Source organism: Streptomyces sp. NPDC045955, from assembly GCF_056430805.1.
The window spans coordinates 45222-65157 of record NZ_JBWKKY010000030.1 but is presented as its reverse complement, the minus strand read 5'-3'; the positions used below and the strand labels follow the sequence as shown (position 1 = coordinate 65157).

The following is a 19936-nucleotide window of genomic DNA, read 5'->3' as shown; positions in this document are numbered from 1 at the left end:
TCCGTCCGTCAGGACGCCGGGGCGACCCGTGCGGCCTGGCGGGCGGAGAGAGCACCGCGACGCACTCCCCCTTCCCTTCGCACATGAGGAGACCCCACACATGGCCATCACCGCCGCGATGCCCACCGCCAAGGAACGCCCCCGCCGGACCCGCACGAAGAGGGTCAGCGTCCTTCCCGCCCTGAAGCTCTCCCAGCTCCCGCCCTCGCACATCGACCTCCGCAACCCGCTCAAGGCCGTCCTGGTCTGCAGGGACTGCAAGACCTGGGTGCCCATCACCGGCATGCAGAGCAAGGTTCAGAAGCTGGTCCCGCACCACACCGGTAAGGCTGACGAAGCCGATGCGATCCGCTGCCGCAGCAGCAACCGCAAGGTGGCGTTCGACATGACGATCCCGGAGTGGCGCCAGGCCCTGGCCGACGCCATCACGGAAGCCTCCAGCCGTCAGGGCACCGTGGTGCTGCCCAAGGCGTTCAGTCCGCAGACCGACCGGACCCTGCGGGCTCGTGCGGAACGCACGCTGGCCAGGCGCGTGGCCGACTGGGACGCGGTGCTGCCCCGCGTGGCAGACGCCGACAAGAACCGCCGGGCGGTTCCCGCTGGAGACGCTCCCACGGAGGGCCCTGCGGTCCCCCTCAAGACGCTCCACCCCAAGCACCCCGCGCGCTGAGCGCCGGACGAACGACCGCGGCCCCGGCCATCCCGAGAGATCGGGGAGGCCGAGGCCGCGGCTGCTCGTACGGCAGCCAAAACGAGCGGCCCCGGGATTGCGCCCCAGGGCCGTTCAGCAGGTCAAACCGTGAGAGGAAAAACCCTTGAGCCCCATGATGACATCTCCCGCGCCGCCTAGTGCACGGGGAGACAGCAGCCCGGACATGGACGACATGCTGCGCCGGGCCCGTATGGAAGACGAGCGCCGTTCGCAGCGCCCGGCGCTACCGGCCTGCGTCCCCGGCCTGTACGTCCAGCACCGTGACCGTGGCGTCGTCGCCCACGTCACGGCTTCCGAGTTCACCTTCAGCACGGTGCGCGGTCTGACTGTGTCGGTGCTGAAGGCGTACGGGGCCAGCCAGGCGACCGCCGACACCGCTGAGTGGCTCGTCTCGGAGCTGCTCGGCAACGCCGTGCGGGCCTGCGGCGATCACGTGCCGCTGGTCGTAGAAGTGTACGTCACCGGGCGCAGCGTCCAGGTGAACGTGCACGACCCCGCCGCCGATGTGCTGCCGCGCCGCAGCGCGGTGGCGATGGACAGCGACAACGCGGAGTCCGGGCGCGGCCTGGGCCTGCTGGACATGCTGGCGCCCGGCTGGAAGGTCGTGTCCTCTCCGGTCGGCAAGCAGATCCGCTGCCGCATCGACGCCAGGTAGTTCAGCCCGCCGCCAACACATGAGACAGCCCCGGGGATCGGCCCCGGGGCTGCCTCGTACACGGACTTTCTGGGAGACCCAAATGAAGCGAGCGTCCGTCGCCCTCGTACGCAGCCACGCCTACGCGTCCGTCTCCACCGACGCGCCGGAGCGGGCCCGCGCGGCCTGCGTCGGTGAGGACCCCGAGCTGTTCTTCCCGATCGGCGACACCGGCCCGGCGCTGCTCCAGATCGAGGAGGCCAAGGCCGTCTGTCGTCGCTGCCCGCTGATCGAGAGCTGCCTCCAGGGCGCGTTGGACCGTAACGAGTCGGGCGTGTGGGGCGGGCTGTCCGAGAAGGAGCGCCGCTCCCTCAAGCGCCGCGCGGCCCGCGAGCGCGCCGCGGCCGCCTCCGCCTGAGGGGAGCAACAAGCAACTCCCTGCCCGCCCTGCAGCACTGCCACCCAACGGCCGCCCGCACCACGGGCGGCCGGCCTTTCACACGCCTCCAGCCCGGGAGAGTCTCGGGCCCGCATCCCCGCAGGAGAGCCTATGCGCAGCAACACCCAGCTCGACACCGCGACGACCGCCACCGGCACCACCCGGCTGTCGGACTCGCTGTGCACGCACACCCCGAAGTGCCCGTCGGCCGACAGCCCGAACCGCGAGGCCGCGCACGCCGTGGCCGCTCACCCGGAGCAGGGCTGGAGCCTGCTGTGCAACGGCCTGGTGCTCTTCGAGGACACCGGCGAGCTGCTCCCCGACGGCCAGATCATCCCGCCGCACCGGCCCCTCGCCGCGGTCGCGGTCTGACGGTTGCCTGATCCGCCCGCACTGACCGCCCCCCGGCGGCCGGGTCGGGCGGTGACGGGGAGCCGGACAGTCCGGACCACCTGACCTGTCAGGAGTTGCCGTGCGCAACAGCGCCCAGAGCACCACCCCCGCCGTCACCTTCAAGCGGGGCCAGTTCGTCCTGTACCGCGACCCGGAGAGGTTCTGGACCGGGCAGAGCAGCCACACCTTCGTTTGCCGCGTCGACCGGGTCTGCCTGGACCACACCTACGACCTGACCCCGCTGCCGAACGGTCGCCCGATCTACTACGCGAACCCGGACTACATGCGGCTGCTGTCGGCCGTCGACGCGATGCGCGACATCGACACCGCGCCGCTGAACACCGACGGCGCGGCCGACGACATGACCGCGGCCGCCCTCGCCTGGCTCACCCAGCAGCACGCGACCGCCAACCAGCGGCCGCCGGAGCTGCCCGCCCAGCGCGACTGACCGAACCACGCGTGAACCGCCGCCCCGACCGGGGCGGCATCGACCTGGAAGGAGGCGGCGTGGCCGCCACTCGAACCCGTAAGAGGCCCACCGCCCGCAAGAAGCCGGCGGCGTCCCGTCCGGCTCCGCAGCCCACCGCCTCCACCACCCCCGCCGCTCCCCCGGCCCAGGCCGGGACGCCGGAGCCGGAGACGGACTGGGAGGTGCTGGCCCGCGTCGCGGACGCCCGGGACCGGGCCGCCGACATCATCGACACCGCGCGCGAGGGGGCCGCCGTGCTCCAGGCGGAAGCCGAGGACGCCGCCGCGCGCACCGTCGCCGACATCCACCAGCAGGTCACCGCCCTGCTGTCCGAGGCTGAGTCCCGCGCCGCGGGCATCACCGCCGACGCCGACCAGGTGGCCGCTGCCCAGCGCACGGCGGCCCAGGACGACCTCGAGGCCGCACGCGGCGAGGCCAACCGGCTCCTGGCGGAGGCCCTCGACCGTGCCGGGACCCTCCTCAAGGAGGCTCGTGCGCAGGTCGCCGACCTCACCGAGCTGGCCGCCACCGACCGCGAGGCCACGGCCACGGCGATTGCCGAACTGCGCCGCCTGGCCGAAGCCGACCTCACCGAGATCGGCGCCCTGGTCGACCAGCGCCGCATCGAGGCCAGCGCGATCCTCGCCCGCGCCCAGGAGCAGGCCGACGAACTGGTGGCCGCAGCGCAGCGGGAGCTGGAGCAGGCCCGCGAGCGGTTCGCGCAGCTCGCCAAGACGGCGGCTGAACAGTACGACGCCCGAAGGGCGGAGGCGGAGCAGCTGTACGCGGACGCGGTCAAGGCCGCCGACGAGCGGCGCCGCGAGGCCGACCGGCACGTCGCCGCCGCGCACAGCGAGGCGGAGCAGGCCCGTGCGGAGTTGCGCGAGCGGCTGCGCAAGCTGACCGACCAGTTCGACGCGGAGGCCGCAGCCAAGCGCCAGGCCCTCGCCGACGAACTCGCCGGGCTCAAGGCGGCCTGTGACAAGCAGCGCGAGCGGCTGCGGGAGGAGGCAAAGACCGTCGCGGCGCAGCTGCGGGAGGCCGCTCAGAAGGAGGCCGACCGCATCACCGCCGAAGCGAAGAAGGAGGCGAAGGGCATCACCGATCGGGCACAGGCCGGCGAGGCCCGCGCCCGCCGGCTGCTCGATGAAGCCCGCAAGGCGAAGAATGCCAACTCCCGCTTCCGGGGCTGGCACCAGAACCTCAGCCGCAAGGCGTGGAAGACGGCCCCGTGGATCGCGCTCGCCGCCGGCGTCGGCCTCGCCGCCTCCGGCGAGTACGAACTGGCCCGCATGGTCGGCATCAACGAGTACGTTGCCCCGCTGCTGCCGGTGTCGATCGACGTCTACTGCGTCACCGCGTTCCGCGCCAAGCGGGACATCCCGGCGGCGCTCGCACTGATGGCGTCGGCGAACGTCACCTACCACCTGGCGGAGCAGGCCCACATCGTGAAGGAAGGCCAGTCGGCTCCCTGGCAGCTGACGACGTTCGTCGTGCTGATCTTCGTGGCCGTCATCTGGCGCGTCCACGCGCTCATGCACGACGCCGCTACGGACGGACACGGTGGTACGGACACGGCGACCGCGACGGCCGGACGGACCAGTACGGCCGCTCGTACGGACGGCTCGACTGGTACGCAGCACGCCCGTACAAGCCCGTCCGGTACGGACTCGTACGGCGCGTCAGCCGGTGCGACGCCCGCTCGTATGGCCCACGGCACCGCTCGTACGGAGCCTGTACACGGCACCCCGCACCACGCCGACCCGGAGGGAACGAATGCGGGCGTGACCAGCGCGTACAGCGACCGTACAAGCGGCGTACGGGCCGCCCCGAACGGGGCCGCGCCTACTAGTACGGAGCACTCCGGCCGTACCAGCGCGGCAGCGTACGAGGGCGGGGCGCGTACTAGTACGGTCACCGCCCTTACGGCCCCGGCCGACGGCGTTCCGGCCGCGCGTACCGGTACGGCCAAAGGTCGTCCCCGTACCACCCAGGCAGCCACAGCCGGGCGTACCGGTACGGCCACGCCCGCCCGTACGGACGCCGAACTGCTCCCCGCTGTACAGGCTCTGCCGCGCGAGGGCGACGGCTTCGTCAACGTCTCGCGCGTCCGTACCGAGCTGTCCGTCAACCAGCCCCGCGCGGTGCGCCTGCTCAAGGAGGCCGGCCTGCTGCGCCCGTCGGACGCGGACAAGTACCTCTGACCAACCGTCCGGCACACACCAGTGAGGGCCAGCCCATCGGAAGTGGGCTGGCCCTCGCTGCGACTGCCGGAAGCAGTCCCAGATCCCCAAGTACACCAGGAGGAATCCCCGCCGTGAACAGCAACAACGACCCGAATCACGCACCTCTGCGCGACGTTGCGCAGAGCCCGGAGGCAACCGCCCGGTACCTGGCCGACGTTCAGCGGGTCCTGCTGGACATCGGCAAGAACCTGGAGACCCTCGCGCACGAGACCCGCGTGCACCTGCGCGACACGCACGTGGAGGGCGACCGCTGGTACCACGCCAGGCTGCGCGCCATGCCCGTCGAAAAGGCCCTCGGGAACGTGCTCAAGAACCTGAACAACCTCACCGAGGGCCTGGAAAAGAGCGCCTATAAGCGCCGCGCCCACGACGAGGCCGTTGTGAATACGGCCAAGACCAGGAAGGAAAAAGAGCTGGAAAGGCGGCGGAAGAAGAACCCGCAGCAGCTCCAGGCCGCACCCAACCCGCCGCAGCAGGGTGGACGGAGCCAGAATTCCGGGTACAGTGGTCCCACGTCGATTTACGACCTCGGTAAGAGGGAGTCGGCGTGAACCGCCCCCTCAGCGGCGCCGAACGGTCCGCCGAACGGCGTCAGAAGTGGCTGAAGGAAGAGGCGAGGAAAGCCCGCGAATCTCGCGGCGAGGCAGGGCTGATGGAATTCTGGCTCCGCCTGGCACGATCCCGAATGGCCAAGGACGTCAAAGCCGGTCGCGAGGACGTCTACTCCGGATTCGCGCTGATCTGCCGTCTGTTCATCACGGCGCTGGACCAGCGGGTGGAGGGCAACGGACGGATCTGGAGCGACCTGCTGCAGTACGCGGAGCAGGTCGTGGCGAAGCACCCCCCGCGTAACTGAACGTCACCAGCGAAGGCCCCGCCGGGCTCCGGCGGGGCCTCGTGCGCGTAAAGCGTGCACACGTGCACGTGCACGCGCGTGCACACAAGACCCCACGCTCTGTCAAGTCCCAGGAGGGAGGCGCACCGTGTCCGATGAGGACGGCACCGGGACCTTGGTCCAAGGCCCCTGGAGCGGTGATTCCACGTACGTGCCACCGCCGATCCCGGATTACGGCGACACCATTCCGCCGCCGGAAGACATTCCCCAGGCGCCGCCGGAGTCGCCGGAGGAGACGACGATGGAATTGCCGACGATTCCGGCGGCCCCGGACCCGTCGGCGGCCCTGCGCTCCGAAGGAATTACGGCACCGGAAATCGGCGAAGAAGACGGCGAACACGAGGAAGGTGAATACGAACAGCCTCGTTCTCTCGCTGACCGTCTCGGTGACTGGCTGGAATTCCGGCTGGAAAGGGCGCGTGCGCTTCATGAAAGCGAAGCGCCTTTCCGTGAGGCCGAAATAGCGCGGAAGGTCGCGCTGTTGGAGGGCCGCACCGCGCAGGAAGTCGCGATGATGGAACAGAACGGAAAGCTCCACGCCGCGATGATGAAAGCGAAGGGCGACAAGGCGGCGGCGCGCGGAAAAGCGGATGCCGACCGCACGAAAGCGTCCGGCTCCGGCCTGGGGGCGGACAAGGGCCGCTCGAAGGCCGGCGGCGGGGGCGGGCCCTCGCGCGGCGGTGGCGGGGGCGGGTCCTCGCGCGGCGGTGGCGGCAGCGGGCCCTCCCGCAACAACTCGAACCCGGCGACAAACCGGTCCGGCGGCTCACGCGGTCCCAACTCCGGCACCTCCGGCGGTCGTTCGGGGTCCGGGTCGTCCGGGGGCAGCGGAGGCGGCAAGGGCGGCACGAAGGGCTCTCAGACGGGCTCTGGCGGCCGCGCAGGCGGTTCCGGCCGCAACGGGTCGTCCGGGGGCTCGAAAGGCTCTCAGACGGGCTCTGGCAGCTCCGGCCGCGGCAACTCGAAGGGTGACGGCAGCAGCCCGGCGTCCAGCGCCCGTGCCGAGCGAGCCCGCGGCCGCCAGGAGCGCGCCGGGGTCCGGCAGGCCGGGCGGCAGGAGCGGCGCAGCGCCGGGCACGCCGCCGGCGTCGCGGACCGCTCCAAGGACCGCGACCAGGCCCGCGCTCAGCGTCAGCAGGCGTGGGAGGACCGCCGGGCCAAGAAGGCGGAGCGGGCGGAGGCACGGAAGGCGAAGCGGGAAGCCGCGGCGTCGGCCGCATCGGGCCGGACCACGTTGGGCCAGGCCGTCGGCGAGGAAGCCCAGCGCCGCTGGGACAAACGCCGCGCCGACGCGGAGGCCGCCAAGGCCGCGAAGGACGGCACCGACAAGGTGAACCTGTCCAAGGACAAGGACTCCAAGGACAAGGGCACCGAAGGCAAGGGCGGAAATACCGCCGAGGAAGGCTCCGATGGGGCCTCCAGCGCCGCGAAGGACGGCAAGGCGGGCGATGAGCCGGGCAAGGACTCGACGGCCGGTGACGGGGCGTCTGGCGACGCGAAGAAGCGTCGTCGGTTCCGGCGCCGACGCACCGGCAGCACGGGCCGGGCCGGATGGCGTGGACGTACTCGCCGCACCGGCGGGACCGGGCGGGCGGGGCGAGGTCGTACAGGTCGTGCCGGTCGGCGTGGCCGTCCGGCGGACAGCCCGTTCGGCGAGGAGGACTCCACGCCGACGTGGGAGTGGCTCGGACGTTCGGCCCGCTCGCCGCGCACCGACGCCAAGGGCGAGGACGACATCGTCGACGCCGACATCGTCCCCGACGGCCCGGCGGCCGTCACGACCGGCGTGAAGGGCCTGCCGCCCGCGCCGGGGAAGCACACCGCACGGCCCGGCACCAGCCGACCGACCAGCATGGAAGGGAGCAGCGTGAGCAGCGCGGAGGTCAGCAGGCCGTCCGGGCAGGGTGGTTTGGCCGCTCAGCACCGTACGGACATCACGTTCGACCAGTACCTGATGGAGATGGCGAACATCGCCATCAAGGCCGCCTCCCACCAGGAGCGGGCCGAAGCCATCGCGGAGGCCCTTGGCAAAGTCGCCGACGCCCTGCGGGACATGGCGGCCGACTTGGTCGACGACCACAACATCGATACCCGTGTCACCGACCAGATCACGGACCTGGCCGACTCCGCGAGCCGCATGAAGATCCTGGCTCAGCGGTGTGCCGAGCAGTGCGGCATCGCCAAGGAGGCCGCCAGGCTCGCCGCCGTCATGGTCGCCCGGGTCTACGGCCAGGACATGGCCGCCAAGGAAGACGCGGACCTGAAGCACACGTCGGCCGCCGCCCACCACGACTAAGCCCTGGAGGAACCCGCTGATGAGCAGCGATCTGGCGCCCCGCAGCAGCACGGCGCCCGTCGTGGCCGACGACGACAACCGGTACAAGGCCGTCCAGGCCAAGCTGGACAAGCTCGGCAAGGCGATGGACGACGCCGTCCTCGAACTCGATGCCTTGTTCCGCGACATGAAGGCCAATGCCGACCACACCGAGGGCGTGGCCGGTGACATCGAGAACGCGGACCTGGATGCGAAGTTCGTGGAGGTCACGAACGAGGTGGCTGTCGCCCTGGGCGGCGCCGCCGTCGAGGTGAAGGACCTCGGTGCCACCGCGGAGGAGATCGTCGACCAGACCTACCAGGCCAAGCACACCCACTCGAGGCTGTACGGCGCGCTGGACGACATCCGATCCAACCGGCGCGAGAAGACCCCCAGGCCCGGGTTCTTCAACCGCTGACCACTCCCCCACCCACCCCGCCACGGGCGGCCCCGCAGATCTCGCGGGGCCGCCCGTGCTCGTTCCCGAAGGAGACACCGGTGCCCACGCCGCGCAGTGTCGCGCTCGAACGCCTCGCCTACACCCTCACCGCGCCCGTGCTGGCCGTGGCCCCGAACCTCTACCCCGACAGCCCCGTCAACCAGGTTGTGCAGCTCGCCGGCGCGGCCGGGATCGGCGGTTGGGTCCTGGCCGCAAAGAGCGACGAGCCCGGCGCCGGGCGCAAGATCCTGCGCTCGTCCCCGCTGGTCCTGGCCGCCGCCGTCGACGTCGCCGCCGGGCACACAGGCGGCTTCGGCCCGTACTGGATGGACGGGCTGCTCGCCGCCGGATGGGCGGCGGCCGGCTACCTGGTGATGCCGTTCTCCCGGCACACCCGCCGCCGCCACCGTCCCGCCGCCGCGGCCCCGGCCCCGCAGCTGCAGCCGGCCGAAGTCCTCGAGGCGTCCCCGGCCGTGCCGGACGACGGAGCCGACCCGCTCACCCGCGACGCGCGGCTGCTGTGGGAGCAGGCCGGGATGCCCGGCCGCACGCACATCGTCAAGGCCACCCGGCACCCCGGTCAGCGGCACGACATGACGATCCTGCTGCGCGCCTCGGAGACCGGACGGCCGATCACCGGTCTCACCGAGGCCGCCGTCGCCGCCCCGTTCGGCGTGCACTCCAGCGACGTCGTCCTGGCGGAGGTCGCCATCCAGCCCGGCCGCCAGGGCGGGCCCGGCTGGATGGAGGCCCGCATCACACCCGACGCCAACCAGCGCCGCCGCACCAAGCCGACCGCTCAGGAGCGCTGGACGGACCGGGTCGGCGGGCCCAAGGGCGGCGCCCCCGGCTCCGAGCTGGTCCACAAGACCCGCGACGACGAACGCGGCGTGACTTTCTACCGGGCGAAGATGACCGACTCCACCGAGACCCCGCGCATCGACCTGCCCAAGGTCTGCCGCGCCCTGGGCCTGCCCGAGGACGACTCCTGCGTGTTCGTCCTCATCGACGGCAGCGAGTTCCTCATCAGCGCGTTCGATGAGCCGCCGCTCAGTGCGATCTTCCCTGCCACCCGTGAGCTGCTCACTCCGGACGCCAAGGGGATGTACGTGTGCGGGTTCGGTATCACCGGTCAGCCGGTGAAGACGATGGTGTACCAGCACGACAAGAACGCCCCCGCCCACGGCCTCACGCTCGGGGTGTCCCGGTCGGGCAAGACCCAGTTCTTCGCGATCCATATGGCCGCCCAGTCGCTGGCCGGTCAGGTGGTGTGGCTGTCCACCGTCCGCAAGGACGAGAAGACCACCGTCCTGGGCCGGTACATCGACCGGCAGGGCTCGAACGCCCTGTGGATGGCCCGCTCCCTGCGGGCGGCGAAGGCGCTGTGCGAGATCAGGGCGGAGATGCCCTGGCCGCACGACGGCCAGCCGCACGACTACAAGCCGGGCGACACGCGCTGCCCGTACCGGCAGCTCAACGTGTACGCGGATGAGTTCATGACCGCCGCGCAGGACTCGGACTTCGGCGAGTTCATCCAGAAGGACGGCGAGGACCTCACGGTCACCGGGCTGAAGTACGGGATCGGCTTCAACCCGGCCGGCCAGTCGCCGTTCGCGCACAACGGCTTCTCCACGGAGATGAAGGACAACCTGCGGCAGAACAGCCGCCCGGTCATCTTCAACATGGGTTCGCCCGGCGCCACCCGCAAGGCGGCGGAGGGCACCATGGAGAACGCCTACGACGTGCCGACCATCCCGGCCCGCTACTCCCGCAGCGAAGGCTCCGCGATCGAGCGGGCCATGCGCGGCGAGGCCGACCCGGAGAACGGCGTCTCCACCGGCGGCGTCGCGGTCATCGTCCTCGACAACGGCCGCGCCGTGCTCATGCGGTCGCTGTACGCCGACTTCGACACCGACCTCTCCGAGCTGTTCCCCGACGAGGTCAACCGGCTCACCGATTACGAGATCAGCGAGTTGGAGAAGCGCGGCCTGTGGTTCGACTGGAACGAGCCCGTACGGCCCGGCGAGTTCTGGCCCGAGCCCGACGAGGACGACGAGGGCGAGGGCCGCTCCCGCCGGCGCGGCGGCGGAGGCGGCGGCAAGGGCGGAGGCGGGCGCGGCTCCAAGAGCGGCAACCGCCGCTCCGAGCAGGTCGCCTCTCCCCGCCAGGCGCTGGAGGCCATCAAGAGCCTCACCGACGCCTGATCACACCCCGTCCACCCCCGGGGCCGGCCTGCCCGAGCGCGGCCGGCCCCACCCGACCCCTTGTGAAGGAGCACCACCACCGTGGCCCTGTCCATCTCCGCCGCCGTGCTGCTGGGCATCATCGTCGTCGTCCTGGTCAAGGGCGGCTACGTCCGCGTCGGCTCCGCGCTGGCCTGCACGCTGTTCGGCTTCACCCTCGCCGCGACCGGCCTGGCCCCGACCATCAACAGCGGCCTCGCCTCGCTCGCCGGGCTGATCTCCAGCCTCTGACTACGCCTCCGTCCACGGCGGGTCAGGGGTGTAGTTGAGCCCGTCGCAGAAACGGCAGTCCCACTCCGAGGGGATCTCCCACTTGTCGACCCAGAAGCCGACCTGCTTGCCCACGAAGTAGTTGTCCCCGCCGCGCCATCCGCACTCGAAGACGAACTCCACTCCATCCCCTTCCCCGCGCCTGATGGTCCGAGGATGCCCGGGACACGGGTGCGCCGACACCCAAACGCCCACTCCCCCCGCTACACAACGCCGAAGGGCGCCGCCGCAGACCAATCCCGGCGGCGCCCTTCGGCGCCCCCTGCCTGGAGTCCCGATGCCCCATGCTTCGCTCTCCCCCGCCATAGACCACCCCGCCCCGACCACCCCGGCCGCGCCGCCGGCGGAACTGAGCCTCGAGGAACGCCTCGCTCTGGTGAACGCGGCGATGACCGCGCGCCTGGACGAAGCGGCCGTCGCCTACGAGGTCAACACCGCGCACATCCCCACCGAACCCGTGGACCTGGTCGACGTCGTCACCGTCCCGCTGACCCCGACGCTCCAGCCGCCGCCGGAGTCCTACCCGACCCCGGTCGCCGCCCTTCTGCAGCGCGCCCACCACCGGCTGCTCACCGGCGGCTGGTGCTCCGGCGCCCTGGTCGACGAGGACGGCGCCCGCTGCATGCTCGGAGCCATCCGCGCCGAGGCCCGCGGCGACAGAGGCCTAGAAGCCAGCGCCGCCTCCGTGCTCCTGGACACGATCCGCCGCAAGTTCGGCGACGTCGACTCCGTGCCGTCCTTCAACGACGCGCACGGCACGGGCCGCGTCCCGATCCGCATGGTCGACCAGGCCGCCAGCCTCGCCGGCGCCCGCGGCCTGTAGCCCGCTCCGGGTCCCCTGCCTCGCGCCCGAACCCCGCCTGCCCGGGGGCCGGACGCGCGGGCAGGCCACCCGGCCGGACACCCACCACGCGCACCACCGACTTCCCAGCCGAAGGAGCGACTGCACCATGTCCCACAACGACAGGCAGATGAACGGCCAGCACCGCCCGAACAGCATCCTCGACGAGTTCGAACTGCCGCCCGGCCGCAAGGGCAAGCAGCGCCTGGCGCGGCTGCGCACCGCATGGCGGGAGTCCTGGGAGGATGGCGGCTTCCTCCACCAGCGGTGGGAAGAGGTCGGCCAGGCCCGGCACGCCGGATGGCACGAGATCGCCCTCTGGATCAAAACGGCCGGGCTGCTCGCCGGGATCAGCCTCATCATCATGATGGTGGACACCGCCGGCGACATCGCCAGCGCCGCCCTCAAGGGCCTGTCCGACGTTCCGGCCTCCAACGCCGCAGACGGCACCGGCCTGTGGGGCACGGTCGACCACCCGATCCGGGTTTTCCTCGCCGACCAGGCTGCCCACCTCCCCGTCGCCCCCGCCGCCCTGTACGCGTTCTGGCAGCTCACCGGGCTGCTCGGGCTCATCGGCGGGTTCTTCGGCAACGCCGGTGCCCGCATCGCGTGGCTCCTGTTCGGGATCGGCAGCCTCGCCATGATCTGGTCCGCCACCCCGGACGGAGGCCGCGCCGCCGCCACCGGCCTCGCCACCCTCATGTGGGCGCTGGCCAGCATCTTCGCGCTGCGCGGCCTGACCCTGCGGCCCATCGTCCACAACCACCCGCCGCAGTTCATGCCGCAGTTCAACCCCACGCTCCACCTCCACGCCACCCTCCCCGCCCCGACCCCGGCGGGCGACGACTTCGACGACGACAACGTCCGCCCGCTCCAGCGCTAACCCACGGCACTCCGGACCTGCCGCGCCCGATGAAGACCTGACGCCCTGCCCGGTCCTCGCCCCTCCCCGCACCCCGGGGCCGGGCGAGGACCGGACAGGCCGCCTGGCCGAACGCACCACCTTGCTGCGCCCCGCCGACCCCAGCACGACGTCGGCGGCGTGCAGCGCTGTCCACCGACGACTGGAGGAGATCACTCGTGCTCATCCCCCGCCCGCGCCGCCGGATCGGCCGACCCCGCCCGCAGCGTCCCGGCCCCCGCTACCCGCAGCGCCCCGACCGGCTGCCCGGCGCCTGGAGCCGCTGATGCCCAGGAGGCGCGGGAAGCGGCGCCGCGAGATCAAGCGCGTGCCCCGCTCGGAGGCGACCCTGCCCGAGTTCGATCGCGGCGCGGTCCCCGCAGGGCTCGTCACCCGGCGTCAGCTGAGGGACATGGGCCTCAGCCCCGGCGGCAACGACGGCCCGGTGGCGATCCTGCGCTGCAAGTGGTGCTCGTACCGGCCGCAGTGGTCGTGCAATCACCCCACCCGGGGCTTCCTGCTCCGGGTCGACCTGGCGAAGCCCAAGCGGACGCCGACGCTCGCTCAGGAATGGGCCCTGGACCGGGCCATGGCAACTCGCCAGACCTGCGGGGACTGCGGGAGGCGGTTCTTTTTCTGCCTCTCGAAGAAGCTCGGCTGTTGCATCGAGTGCTTCGACGGCACGCCCGTGGATCCCAGCAGCTACCTCGCGCCCGCAGCCTCTGCCGCTCACCGGCTGGCCGAGTAGCGCGGACCCCGTCCCGGCGACACAGGCCGGGACGGGGCCCACCCGGGCGGCCGCAGCACCGGCAAAGGCCGGCCGCCCACTCCCTCACCCCTTCGAGATCGGGAAACCAGCCTATGACCACCACGGCTACCGACACCGACAAGAACCTGGACGCCGCCTGCGCCTCGGTCGCCCACGAGATCAGCAGGACGGACGGCAAGTCGTCCTTACTGCTTGCCTTCAACGGCGCCGTCCTGGCGGGCCTCGCGTCCGTCGCCGACAAGGACCTGCCTCTGCCGACCAAAGTGTTCGGCACGGCGGCCGTCCTCGCCCTGGGCGCAGCCGCCGTGCTGCTGCTCCTGGTCGTCCGGCCCCGCCTGCACGGCCACGACCGCGCATCGTTCCCGTACTGGGCACGCCTGGACGAAGACGAGATCCAGGCCTGCATGGACGGTGACACCCGAGCCGCCCGGATCCGGGTCCTGTCCATCCTCGCCGTGGCCAAGTTCACCCAGCTGCGGCGCGCGATCGACCTGTCGCTCATCGCCCTGGCACTGCTCACGCTGGCCACCACCGGCCTCGCCCTGTGACGGCGGCCGCGATGGCCCACACACGCCTGCAACGCATCCGCGCCTCGGTCGGCATCGCAGCCCTCGCCGTCCAGCAGATCGAGGACGACCTGACCGCCGACGACATCGACGCCCGCGAGCTCGCCGCGATCCTGCGCGAGCTCCAGGAGGACATCGACGTCCCCGGCGGCCTCTTCCCCGCCCTCGCCCAGATGGTCAGCACCGCCGCACGCCGGGCGGAGCAGATCGAGCCCGACCGCGACGGCGACGCCTCCTGCCCCCTGCACGAGGCCGCCGCCCTGATCACCGACAACGCCGGGCAGCGCCTGAACTGGGCAGCCCGATCCCTCGACCCGCAAGGAGATCCCGAATGACCTCGGTGCTGTACCCGGACCTGCCGGAGAACGGGCTGATCGTGCTGATCGGCGCCTCCGGCGCGGGCAAGTCCACGCTGGCCGGCACCTGGCCGGCCTCCCAGGTCCTCTCGCTCGATGGTCTGCGCGGCGTGGTCAGTGACACCCGCGGCCGGCAAGACGCGGTCACCGACCTGCACAAGGCGCTGACCGGCGCCATGGACAACGACCCGGACATCGTCTGCACCGTCCACGGCGACGGCGTCGACCAAGAGGCCGACGACCACGACCTCCAGGGCGACGACCCCGAGGGCCGCGTCGACCTGGAGGCGCAGTACGCGGACGCGGTCCGCGCGTGAGTCGTGCCGCCGACGCCTCGCCGAACAACCACAACCCGCCGCGCCCCGGCCGCACCGGGCGCCCGCTGTTCACCCGGGAAGGACACCCACGCATGGGCATCACGATCACGAACACGTACGGCACCGCGCACAACGTCAGCGAGACCAACCCGGCCCACGTCACGAGCTGCGACTACTACCGGCTGCCCCTCGTCGGCACCATCGCCCCCGGGAACCCCTGCTACGAGGACATGGTCGAGATGCTGCGGGACAACGGCCACGACACCCGCCCCGAGGGGTATGGCGTCATCTTCCTGGAGTCCGAGGAGTTCAGCGCGACGTACTTCGGGTCGATCGAGCAGATTGAGCAGTACAAGCGCGAGAGCGTCGACGGCAAGGCGACCTTCGACGCCTCGCAGGGCGTCCTGTACGCCCAGTGGCCCCACGGCAAGGGCTGGGACGACTTCCTCCCCCGCGTCTTCTGGAACCAGGCGCAGCGCGGCGCGATCGCGGACGGGGTCGGCCTTGTCACCGCCTTCGCGCACACCGAGGCCCCGGGTGCCGAGGTCATCGTCTACGAGTTCGAAGGTACGTGGCGTCCCGGCGGCAAGTCGGAGCAGCTGGTCACCTACCACTGCACCGCCTGCCACATGGACACGTTCCACGACTGCGGGCACGTGCACGAGAACACCGGCCCCGACAGCCGCCGCTGGGCCGCCCGCCAGGCCCGCCAGCACATCATCAGCGCCGCCCGGCACGGCGTCGGCGACAAGAACAGCGCCTGCCGCCCCAACAACGGCGAGATGCTGCGCGCCGTGAACGCGGTCGCCCGCGACATGTGGGGCACCACGGGCAACGCCCTGCCGGACACCGACGACGCGTACTGCGCCACCAAGGGCCCCTGCTCGATCATCCGCGAACTCCGTGCCGGAGCCCGCCCGCTCGTCTACCGCGCCTGACCGGCGACTTCCGCACCCCGATGGCTGCTGCCTGACGGACGCTCCGTGCCGCCCCGGCCTCCCCGCTCGACGGAGGCCGGGGCGGTTGCGGTGGTCCCTCAATACCGAGTCACGAGAGGAGCTGGACGTCATGACCCTGCTGCCCTTCTTCGAGGTCGACGTCCCGATACGGAGCACCGTCCAGCCCGGCCTGCGCGGTGTGCACATCTTCACCGGCCAGGCCGACAGCCGCAGCGCCGCCGTTCGGATCGCACACGAGGTCTACGACGCGGCACGCGCCGCGCGGGAGGCCGGACTCGAGATCCCGCACGACCGGCCGGACGGCTGGGGTGCCTGCGTCTAGCGGCCCGGCTGGGAGCTCGACTGGAAGGCCGCGACCGCCGGCCGTTGGAACGACCCGTACAGCTGGACCCGCGCCGACGACGGCGACTTCGAGCTGTAGCTCTGCCCCGGGACGGACGACACGGCGTCCAAACCAACCGCCCGTCCCGGGCCCACCCACCCCGTACGAGACGAGAGGGAGATCCTCAGTATGGACTCCGTCCTGCGCACCTCGGGCCGGATTGGCCTGCGCACCCTCCTGATCACCACCGCCGCCCTGCCACTGGCCGGCTGGACCGTGCACGCCGTCGCGCTGCACAAACGGCTCGCCGCGACGAAGCGGGACCCGCTGACCGGCCTGATGCGCCGCGATGCCTACACCGCTCGCGCCCGCCGGCTGCTGGCCCGCCACGGCGACGACACGGCCCTGGTCATGGTCGACGCCGACCACTTCAAGCGGATCAACGACACGATGGGCCACCCGGCAGGCGACGCCGTCCTCACGGCGATCGCAGCCCGGCTCACCGCCTGGGCAGGCCCGCACACGTCCGTGGGCAGGCTCGGAGGCGATGAGTTCGCGGTCCTCCTGGAGCTGCCCGCCACCCGCCGCGAACAGCGCCTGGCGCAACTGGTCCGGATGCTGCGCACGCCAGTCGTCCTGGACGACGGCCGCACCGTCGACGTCGCCGCCTCGGTCGGCGCCGCGACGCCGGACGCGATCGGCACCCACGACCTGACGGCGCTGCAGAGGGCGGCCGACGCCGCTCTGTACGACGGCAAGCACTCCGGCCGCGCGGTCCTCGCCACCGCCGCGCACACCACGGTCCCGTCCATCAACGGCCGCCGTGCCGGACGGCCGGGCACCGGTTTGTGGGGGCGAGCCGCATGAGCATCGCGACTCTGCCCGACGGCGACTGGATCCGCGGCATCAGCATCCGGCAGCCGTACGCGGCCTGCATCCTCGCCGGTGCCAAAACCATTGAGAACCGGCCCGGCCGGTGGCGGACCGGCTGGGTGCTGCTGCACACGAGCAAGACCATCGACCAGCCCGCCCTGCGCATCCCGCTGATCGGCCGCACCATCCGCGGCCGCCAACTAGTCACGGGTGCGGTGGTCGGCGTCGCCCGGATCACCGACTGCCACCAGGACCCCGAAGGAGCGCCGCTGTGCTCGGAGTGGGCGCACCCGGGTGCCTGGCACCTGGTCCTCGACGACGTCCAGGAGCTGCCGCTGCCGGTCCCCGCACGCGGGCAGGTCGTGCCCTGGAAGCCGACCGAGGACCTGCTGGACCGCGTGTTCCAGCAGCTGCCCGCCTTCCGGCCGTGACCCGCAGGGGACGCACGAAGCAGAAGCCGCCCTTCGAGCCGGGCCTGATCCCGGCTCCCGGCGAACTTCTCGTCTGGCGCGACGGCCGGCACTTCGACCGCTGGCAGGACCTCCCCTGCACGCTGTGCGGCCAGCCCACGCCCATGCGCTCCCACGCCGGCGAGCCCGTGCACAAGGCATGCGCTGAGGAGTGGATCACCGCCAACCCCGTGGAGGCCCGCCTCGGGCGGTTCGCCTCTGACCTCACGCCGAAGCCCAAGTCCAAGGGCCAAAGCGATCACGCCTGACCTCCACCTGGAGGACTCCATGAGCAGCACCGACCGCGACGTCGACCAAGCCCTCGCCTACCCCGAGCCGCCCGCCTCCCCGCTCTGGCACCGCCACGGCGCGAAGGCCCGGCCGCTGACCGATGCCGAGCGGAAGCGCAACCGCGAGCTGTTGGACGTCGCCCAGCGCAAGCCCCGCAGGACCGCGGCATAGGGGCCGGCCATGTTCCCCGACATGCGTGAGGCCTTCGAAGCCGAGGCCCTCGAACTCACCCCGCTCGGCAGCGACCAGTCCGCCGCTGCCTCCGTGGTGGTCGCCCGCCACGCACGCGACAAGGACGACCTCACCGACCTGCTGGGCGCCCTTGGACTGCCCTGTACCGAAGACGACCTGGTGCGGCTGCTTCCGCACCTCGCCAGCCCTGACACCTCCACCGGAGATTCCATGACCGTCAACGCCTTCATTGCCACGGCCGCCTCCATGCTCAAGAACGGCGACAGCCCCGAGCACGTCTGCAGCACCCTCGGACTGTCGGAAAGCGAACTCGCCGAAGCCGTGAAGCACGCCGACCTGCCCGTCCCTGCCACCGTCCCGGTCCCGGTCCCGGACGACCACGCCGGCACACCGGAGGCGGATGTCCCGGCGCGTGCGGGGACGGCGGACACCGACGGGATCGAGGCCCTGCTCTCCTGGGCGGAGAGCCACCCCGCCGCCAGCATCCGCAACCGGGCCGCCCGCGTCCGCAGCGATCTCACCGAGCTGACCGAGCGCCGCGCCACGGACGCCGCCCAGCAGGAGGCAGAGCAGCGCGTCGCTAAGGCCAAGGCCGAACTCGAGGCCGCGCAGGCGCAGCTGCGTGCGGTGAAGGCCGGCGGCCGTCCCATCACGGCGGTACAGGAGACCACTCCCCTGGCTCCCGCCCCGGCCCCGGCAGCTCACACCGGCAAGCGCAGCAAGGAGGAGCTGGCCGCGATCCGGACGTGGGCGCGCGCCAACGGCTACCAGGTCGCCGACCGGGGCACCCCGGCCAAGGTCGTCCTGGACGCCTACGACGCCGCCCACCGCACCAACGGCCTCGCGGAGGCGAGCTGATGGACGCCATCCCCCTCGCTCTGGACGGCTACCTGGCCGCCGAAGCCGAACCCGGCGACCGTGAGGGCACCGTCTCCTGGCGGCTGACCTGCTCCGCCGGGACCGACCACCTGGTCGAAGAAGCGGTCATTCCCTGTACGACCATGGAGCCGGAGATCGCGCATGCGTTGCTCACCGAGCGGCAGCCCGGTGACCTGCTGCGCGTCATCGGCCACCTCACGCTCCCGCACACCGCCGACGGGATCATCCGGCTCCACGCCGAAAGCCTCGAAGTGCTCTGGGAAGCGCCGCTGCTGGACGCGGACCGGGATGACGCAGACACCGCGACAGACACGGACGCGGACTGCAACCGTGCGATCGCGGCTCTCGCCGAAGCCCTCACTGGCTTCGGACAGGCCGCACCCGGCCCCGGGCAGAGCATCCGCATCAACATCAGCCCCACCGGGGCCCTCGGTTCAGGCCTGGAGCATTGCCACAGCTTCGACATCACCCCGGACATGGCCCACCGGCTCGCCGACTACGTCGACGCCATGAGTTGCTACCTGGACAGCGAACGCCCTGACGGCGTCGTCCTGGACCCCGAGACCATCGCGGACCTGACTGAGCTGTTCGAGGACATCGATCTGATCGGCCTCACCAACGCGGTCCTCAACGCGACCCGGCCCGAGCACAAGCCCGCCGTTACCCGCGCAATGGACGACATGTTCGGCGACGTCCCCGCCCCCGAGGACACCGACCCGTGACCACCCGCCACGCCTCAAGGGAGGCGACCTTGATGCCCACCCAGCCCCAGCGCACCATCCTGGAGCGGTTCCCCGCCGGAGGCCCCCGCGGCTCCTGGCCGGCGGAAGAGTACGCCGCCGTCCAGCGCGCCCAGGGCACCGACGCCCAGGTCGTGATGGACCTCTCCAGCGACCAGTTCCTGGTGGTCACCCACACCACCACCGAGTAGCACCCCCAACGCCCGAGCGCCGCGCCCGTCGGGGTGCGCCTCTCGCATTCGAGCTGGGCGCCGGGCCCCTACTGGATCAGTCCTGGCCAAGGGATGGATCGCCGCGGCCGCCCTGGTCACCGACTGGCCAGACCGCTGATCCCCTGAAGCGCCCGGCCGACGCGGCCGGTTCCGCCTCCTGTGACCCCACGCCCGGGCCCGGCTGTCCCCCGGGCCCGGCCCACGCAGCCACAGCA

The 19936-nt window shown here is 71.9% G+C and carries 28 protein-coding genes; 27 read left to right on the top strand and 1 reads right to left on the bottom strand.

Going from position 1 to position 19936, the window contains the following annotated elements; all coding sequences use genetic code 11:
* The first annotated feature begins 100 nt into the window (after positions 1–100).
* The 12 genes from AC07F0_RS37005 to AC07F0_RS36950 all read left to right on the top strand — a co-directional run bounded on the left by AC07F0_RS37005 (position 101) and on the right by AC07F0_RS36950 (position 11015).
* Positions 101–670, top strand: coding sequence for a hypothetical protein (locus AC07F0_RS37005; RefSeq protein WP_478984418.1), 570 nt, complete (start codon positions 101–103; stop codon positions 668–670).
* A gap of 205 nt (positions 671–875) precedes the next feature.
* Positions 876–1367 carry an ATP-binding protein gene (locus AC07F0_RS37000; protein ID WP_478984416.1) on the top strand — a complete coding sequence of 164 codons (492 nt, stop codon included), beginning with the start codon at positions 876–878 and terminating at the stop codon, positions 1365–1367.
* 82 nt (positions 1368–1449) lie between these two features.
* Positions 1450–1764 carry a WhiB family transcriptional regulator gene (locus tag AC07F0_RS36995; protein ID WP_478984415.1) on the top strand — a complete coding sequence of 105 codons (315 nt, stop codon included), beginning with the start codon at positions 1450–1452 and terminating at the stop codon, positions 1762–1764.
* A gap of 198 nt (positions 1765–1962) precedes the next feature.
* Positions 1963–2157: a DUF5999 family protein gene (locus tag AC07F0_RS36990; RefSeq protein ID WP_478984452.1), complete on the top strand. Its 195-nt coding sequence runs from the start codon at positions 1963–1965 to the stop codon at positions 2155–2157.
* Between the two features lie 100 nt (positions 2158–2257).
* Positions 2258–2626: a hypothetical protein gene (locus AC07F0_RS36985; RefSeq protein WP_478984413.1), complete on the top strand. Its 369-nt coding sequence runs from the start codon at positions 2258–2260 to the stop codon at positions 2624–2626.
* A 59-nt stretch (positions 2627–2685) separates the two neighbouring features.
* Positions 2686–4851 carry a hypothetical protein gene (locus AC07F0_RS36980; protein WP_478984411.1) on the top strand — a complete coding sequence of 722 codons (2166 nt, stop codon included), beginning with the start codon at positions 2686–2688 and terminating at the stop codon, positions 4849–4851.
* 113 nt (positions 4852–4964) lie between these two features.
* On the top strand, positions 4965–5444 hold the full coding sequence (locus tag AC07F0_RS36975) for a hypothetical protein (protein ID WP_478984409.1): 480 nt from the start codon (positions 4965–4967) through the stop codon (positions 5442–5444).
* A complete protein-coding gene (locus AC07F0_RS36970; protein ID WP_478984408.1) occupies positions 5441–5749 on the top strand; it encodes a hypothetical protein in 309 nt (102 codons plus the stop codon). The genes AC07F0_RS36975 and AC07F0_RS36970 overlap by 4 nt, the downstream gene beginning before the upstream one ends.
* Before the next feature lie 127 nt (positions 5750–5876).
* Positions 5877–8084 (top strand): ATP/GTP-binding protein, encoded by a 2208-nt coding sequence (locus tag AC07F0_RS36965; protein WP_478984407.1) that lies wholly within the window; start codon positions 5877–5879, stop codon positions 8082–8084.
* A gap of 19 nt (positions 8085–8103) precedes the next feature.
* A complete protein-coding gene (locus tag AC07F0_RS36960) occupies positions 8104–8520 on the top strand; it encodes a conjugal transfer protein TraB (RefSeq protein WP_478984406.1) in 417 nt (138 codons plus the stop codon).
* An 80-nt stretch (positions 8521–8600) separates the two neighbouring features.
* Entirely contained in the window at positions 8601–10745 is a 2145-nt protein-coding gene (locus tag AC07F0_RS36955; RefSeq protein ID WP_478984404.1) for a chromosome segregation protein ParM, read from the top strand.
* Between the two features lie 81 nt (positions 10746–10826).
* Positions 10827–11015, top strand: a complete 189-nt coding sequence (locus AC07F0_RS36950; protein WP_031045569.1) for a hypothetical protein — start codon at positions 10827–10829, stop codon at positions 11013–11015.
* Here AC07F0_RS36950 and AC07F0_RS36945 read toward each other — a convergent pair whose 3' ends face one another.
* Entirely contained in the window at positions 11016–11177 is a 162-nt protein-coding gene (locus tag AC07F0_RS36945) for a hypothetical protein (RefSeq protein ID WP_478984402.1), read from the bottom strand.
* Positions 11178–11331: 154 nt separating this feature from the next.
* Between AC07F0_RS36945 and AC07F0_RS36940 the strand changes: the two genes are divergently transcribed.
* The 15 genes from AC07F0_RS36940 to AC07F0_RS36870 all read left to right on the top strand — a co-directional run bounded on the left by AC07F0_RS36940 (position 11332) and on the right by AC07F0_RS36870 (position 19700).
* On the top strand, positions 11332–11877 hold the full coding sequence (locus AC07F0_RS36940; protein ID WP_478984400.1) for a DUF6197 family protein: 546 nt from the start codon (positions 11332–11334) through the stop codon (positions 11875–11877).
* A gap of 127 nt (positions 11878–12004) precedes the next feature.
* On the top strand, positions 12005–12778 hold the full coding sequence (locus AC07F0_RS36935; RefSeq protein WP_478984399.1) for a hypothetical protein: 774 nt from the start codon (positions 12005–12007) through the stop codon (positions 12776–12778).
* Positions 12779–13082: 304 nt separating this feature from the next.
* The gene (locus AC07F0_RS36930; RefSeq protein ID WP_478984397.1) at positions 13083–13544 is read left to right on the top strand and encodes an RRQRL motif-containing zinc-binding protein; all 462 of its coding nucleotides are present in this window, start codon (positions 13083–13085) and stop codon (positions 13542–13544) included.
* A gap of 113 nt (positions 13545–13657) precedes the next feature.
* The gene (locus AC07F0_RS36925) at positions 13658–14113 is read left to right on the top strand and encodes a Pycsar system effector family protein (protein ID WP_478984396.1); all 456 of its coding nucleotides are present in this window, start codon (positions 13658–13660) and stop codon (positions 14111–14113) included.
* Positions 14114–14124: 11 nt separating this feature from the next.
* The gene (locus tag AC07F0_RS36920) at positions 14125–14466 is read left to right on the top strand and encodes a hypothetical protein (protein ID WP_478984394.1); all 342 of its coding nucleotides are present in this window, start codon (positions 14125–14127) and stop codon (positions 14464–14466) included.
* Positions 14463–14804, top strand: coding sequence for a hypothetical protein (locus AC07F0_RS36915; RefSeq protein ID WP_478984393.1), 342 nt, complete (start codon positions 14463–14465; stop codon positions 14802–14804). The genes AC07F0_RS36920 and AC07F0_RS36915 overlap by 4 nt, the downstream gene beginning before the upstream one ends.
* A gap of 92 nt (positions 14805–14896) precedes the next feature.
* Entirely contained in the window at positions 14897–15742 is an 846-nt protein-coding gene (locus AC07F0_RS36910) for a hypothetical protein (RefSeq protein ID WP_478984392.1), read from the top strand.
* Positions 15743–15872: 130 nt separating this feature from the next.
* Positions 15873–16085: a hypothetical protein gene (locus AC07F0_RS36905; protein ID WP_478984389.1), complete on the top strand. Its 213-nt coding sequence runs from the start codon at positions 15873–15875 to the stop codon at positions 16083–16085.
* Between the two features lie 189 nt (positions 16086–16274).
* On the top strand, positions 16275–16952 hold the full coding sequence (locus tag AC07F0_RS36900) for a GGDEF domain-containing protein (RefSeq protein ID WP_478984388.1): 678 nt from the start codon (positions 16275–16277) through the stop codon (positions 16950–16952).
* A complete protein-coding gene (locus AC07F0_RS36895) occupies positions 16949–17389 on the top strand; it encodes an ASCH domain-containing protein (RefSeq protein ID WP_478984387.1) in 441 nt (146 codons plus the stop codon). The genes AC07F0_RS36900 and AC07F0_RS36895 overlap by 4 nt, the downstream gene beginning before the upstream one ends.
* Positions 17386–17676, top strand: a complete 291-nt coding sequence (locus AC07F0_RS36890; protein WP_478984385.1) for a hypothetical protein — start codon at positions 17386–17388, stop codon at positions 17674–17676. Before AC07F0_RS36895 ends, AC07F0_RS36890 begins: the two co-directional genes overlap by 4 nt.
* 19 nt (positions 17677–17695) lie before the next feature.
* Positions 17696–17869 carry a hypothetical protein gene (locus AC07F0_RS36885; protein ID WP_478984383.1) on the top strand — a complete coding sequence of 58 codons (174 nt, stop codon included), beginning with the start codon at positions 17696–17698 and terminating at the stop codon, positions 17867–17869.
* A gap of 9 nt (positions 17870–17878) precedes the next feature.
* A complete protein-coding gene (locus AC07F0_RS36880) occupies positions 17879–18748 on the top strand; it encodes an Lsr2 family DNA-binding protein (protein WP_478984380.1) in 870 nt (289 codons plus the stop codon).
* On the top strand, positions 18748–19491 hold the full coding sequence (locus AC07F0_RS36875) for a hypothetical protein (RefSeq protein WP_478984378.1): 744 nt from the start codon (positions 18748–18750) through the stop codon (positions 19489–19491). The genes AC07F0_RS36880 and AC07F0_RS36875 overlap by 1 nt, the downstream gene beginning before the upstream one ends.
* A 32-nt stretch (positions 19492–19523) precedes the next feature.
* Positions 19524–19700 carry a hypothetical protein gene (locus AC07F0_RS36870; RefSeq protein ID WP_478984376.1) on the top strand — a complete coding sequence of 59 codons (177 nt, stop codon included), beginning with the start codon at positions 19524–19526 and terminating at the stop codon, positions 19698–19700.
* Positions 19701–19936: the final 236 nt, after the last annotated feature.

What these genes read in the sequence shown, in the direction of transcription:
- AC07F0_RS36920 (WP_478984394.1), top strand. Translation starts at nt 14,125, where the DNA reads ATGGCCCACACACGCCTGCAACGCATCCGCGCCTCGGTCGGCATCGCA.
- AC07F0_RS36870 (WP_478984376.1), top strand. Translation starts at nt 19,524, where the DNA reads ATGCCCACCCAGCCCCAGCGCACCATCCTGGAGCGGTTCCCCGCCGGA.
- AC07F0_RS36995 (WP_478984415.1), top strand. Translation starts at nt 1,450, where the DNA reads ATGAAGCGAGCGTCCGTCGCCCTCGTACGCAGCCACGCCTACGCGTCC.
- AC07F0_RS36885 (WP_478984383.1), top strand. Translation starts at nt 17,696, where the DNA reads ATGAGCAGCACCGACCGCGACGTCGACCAAGCCCTCGCCTACCCCGAG.
- AC07F0_RS36880 (WP_478984380.1), top strand. Translation starts at nt 17,879, where the DNA reads ATGTTCCCCGACATGCGTGAGGCCTTCGAAGCCGAGGCCCTCGAACTC.
- AC07F0_RS36915 (WP_478984393.1), top strand. Translation starts at nt 14,463, where the DNA reads ATGACCTCGGTGCTGTACCCGGACCTGCCGGAGAACGGGCTGATCGTG.
- AC07F0_RS36910 (WP_478984392.1), top strand. Translation starts at nt 14,897, where the DNA reads ATGGGCATCACGATCACGAACACGTACGGCACCGCGCACAACGTCAGC.
- AC07F0_RS36895 (WP_478984387.1), top strand. Translation starts at nt 16,949, where the DNA reads ATGAGCATCGCGACTCTGCCCGACGGCGACTGGATCCGCGGCATCAGC.
- AC07F0_RS36900 (WP_478984388.1), top strand. Translation starts at nt 16,275, where the DNA reads ATGGACTCCGTCCTGCGCACCTCGGGCCGGATTGGCCTGCGCACCCTC.
- AC07F0_RS37000 (WP_478984416.1), top strand. Translation starts at nt 876, where the DNA reads ATGGACGACATGCTGCGCCGGGCCCGTATGGAAGACGAGCGCCGTTCG.
- AC07F0_RS36940 (WP_478984400.1), top strand. Translation starts at nt 11,332, where the DNA reads ATGCCCCATGCTTCGCTCTCCCCCGCCATAGACCACCCCGCCCCGACC.
- AC07F0_RS36925 (WP_478984396.1), top strand. Translation starts at nt 13,658, where the DNA reads ATGACCACCACGGCTACCGACACCGACAAGAACCTGGACGCCGCCTGC.
- AC07F0_RS36875 (WP_478984378.1), top strand. Translation starts at nt 18,748, where the DNA reads ATGGACGCCATCCCCCTCGCTCTGGACGGCTACCTGGCCGCCGAAGCC.
- AC07F0_RS37005 (WP_478984418.1), top strand. Translation starts at nt 101, where the DNA reads ATGGCCATCACCGCCGCGATGCCCACCGCCAAGGAACGCCCCCGCCGG.
- AC07F0_RS36905 (WP_478984389.1), top strand. Translation starts at nt 15,873, where the DNA reads ATGACCCTGCTGCCCTTCTTCGAGGTCGACGTCCCGATACGGAGCACC.
- AC07F0_RS36935 (WP_478984399.1), top strand. Translation starts at nt 12,005, where the DNA reads ATGTCCCACAACGACAGGCAGATGAACGGCCAGCACCGCCCGAACAGC.
- AC07F0_RS36930 (WP_478984397.1), top strand. Translation starts at nt 13,083, where the DNA reads ATGCCCAGGAGGCGCGGGAAGCGGCGCCGCGAGATCAAGCGCGTGCCC.
- AC07F0_RS36960 (WP_478984406.1), top strand. Translation starts at nt 8,104, where the DNA reads ATGAGCAGCGATCTGGCGCCCCGCAGCAGCACGGCGCCCGTCGTGGCC.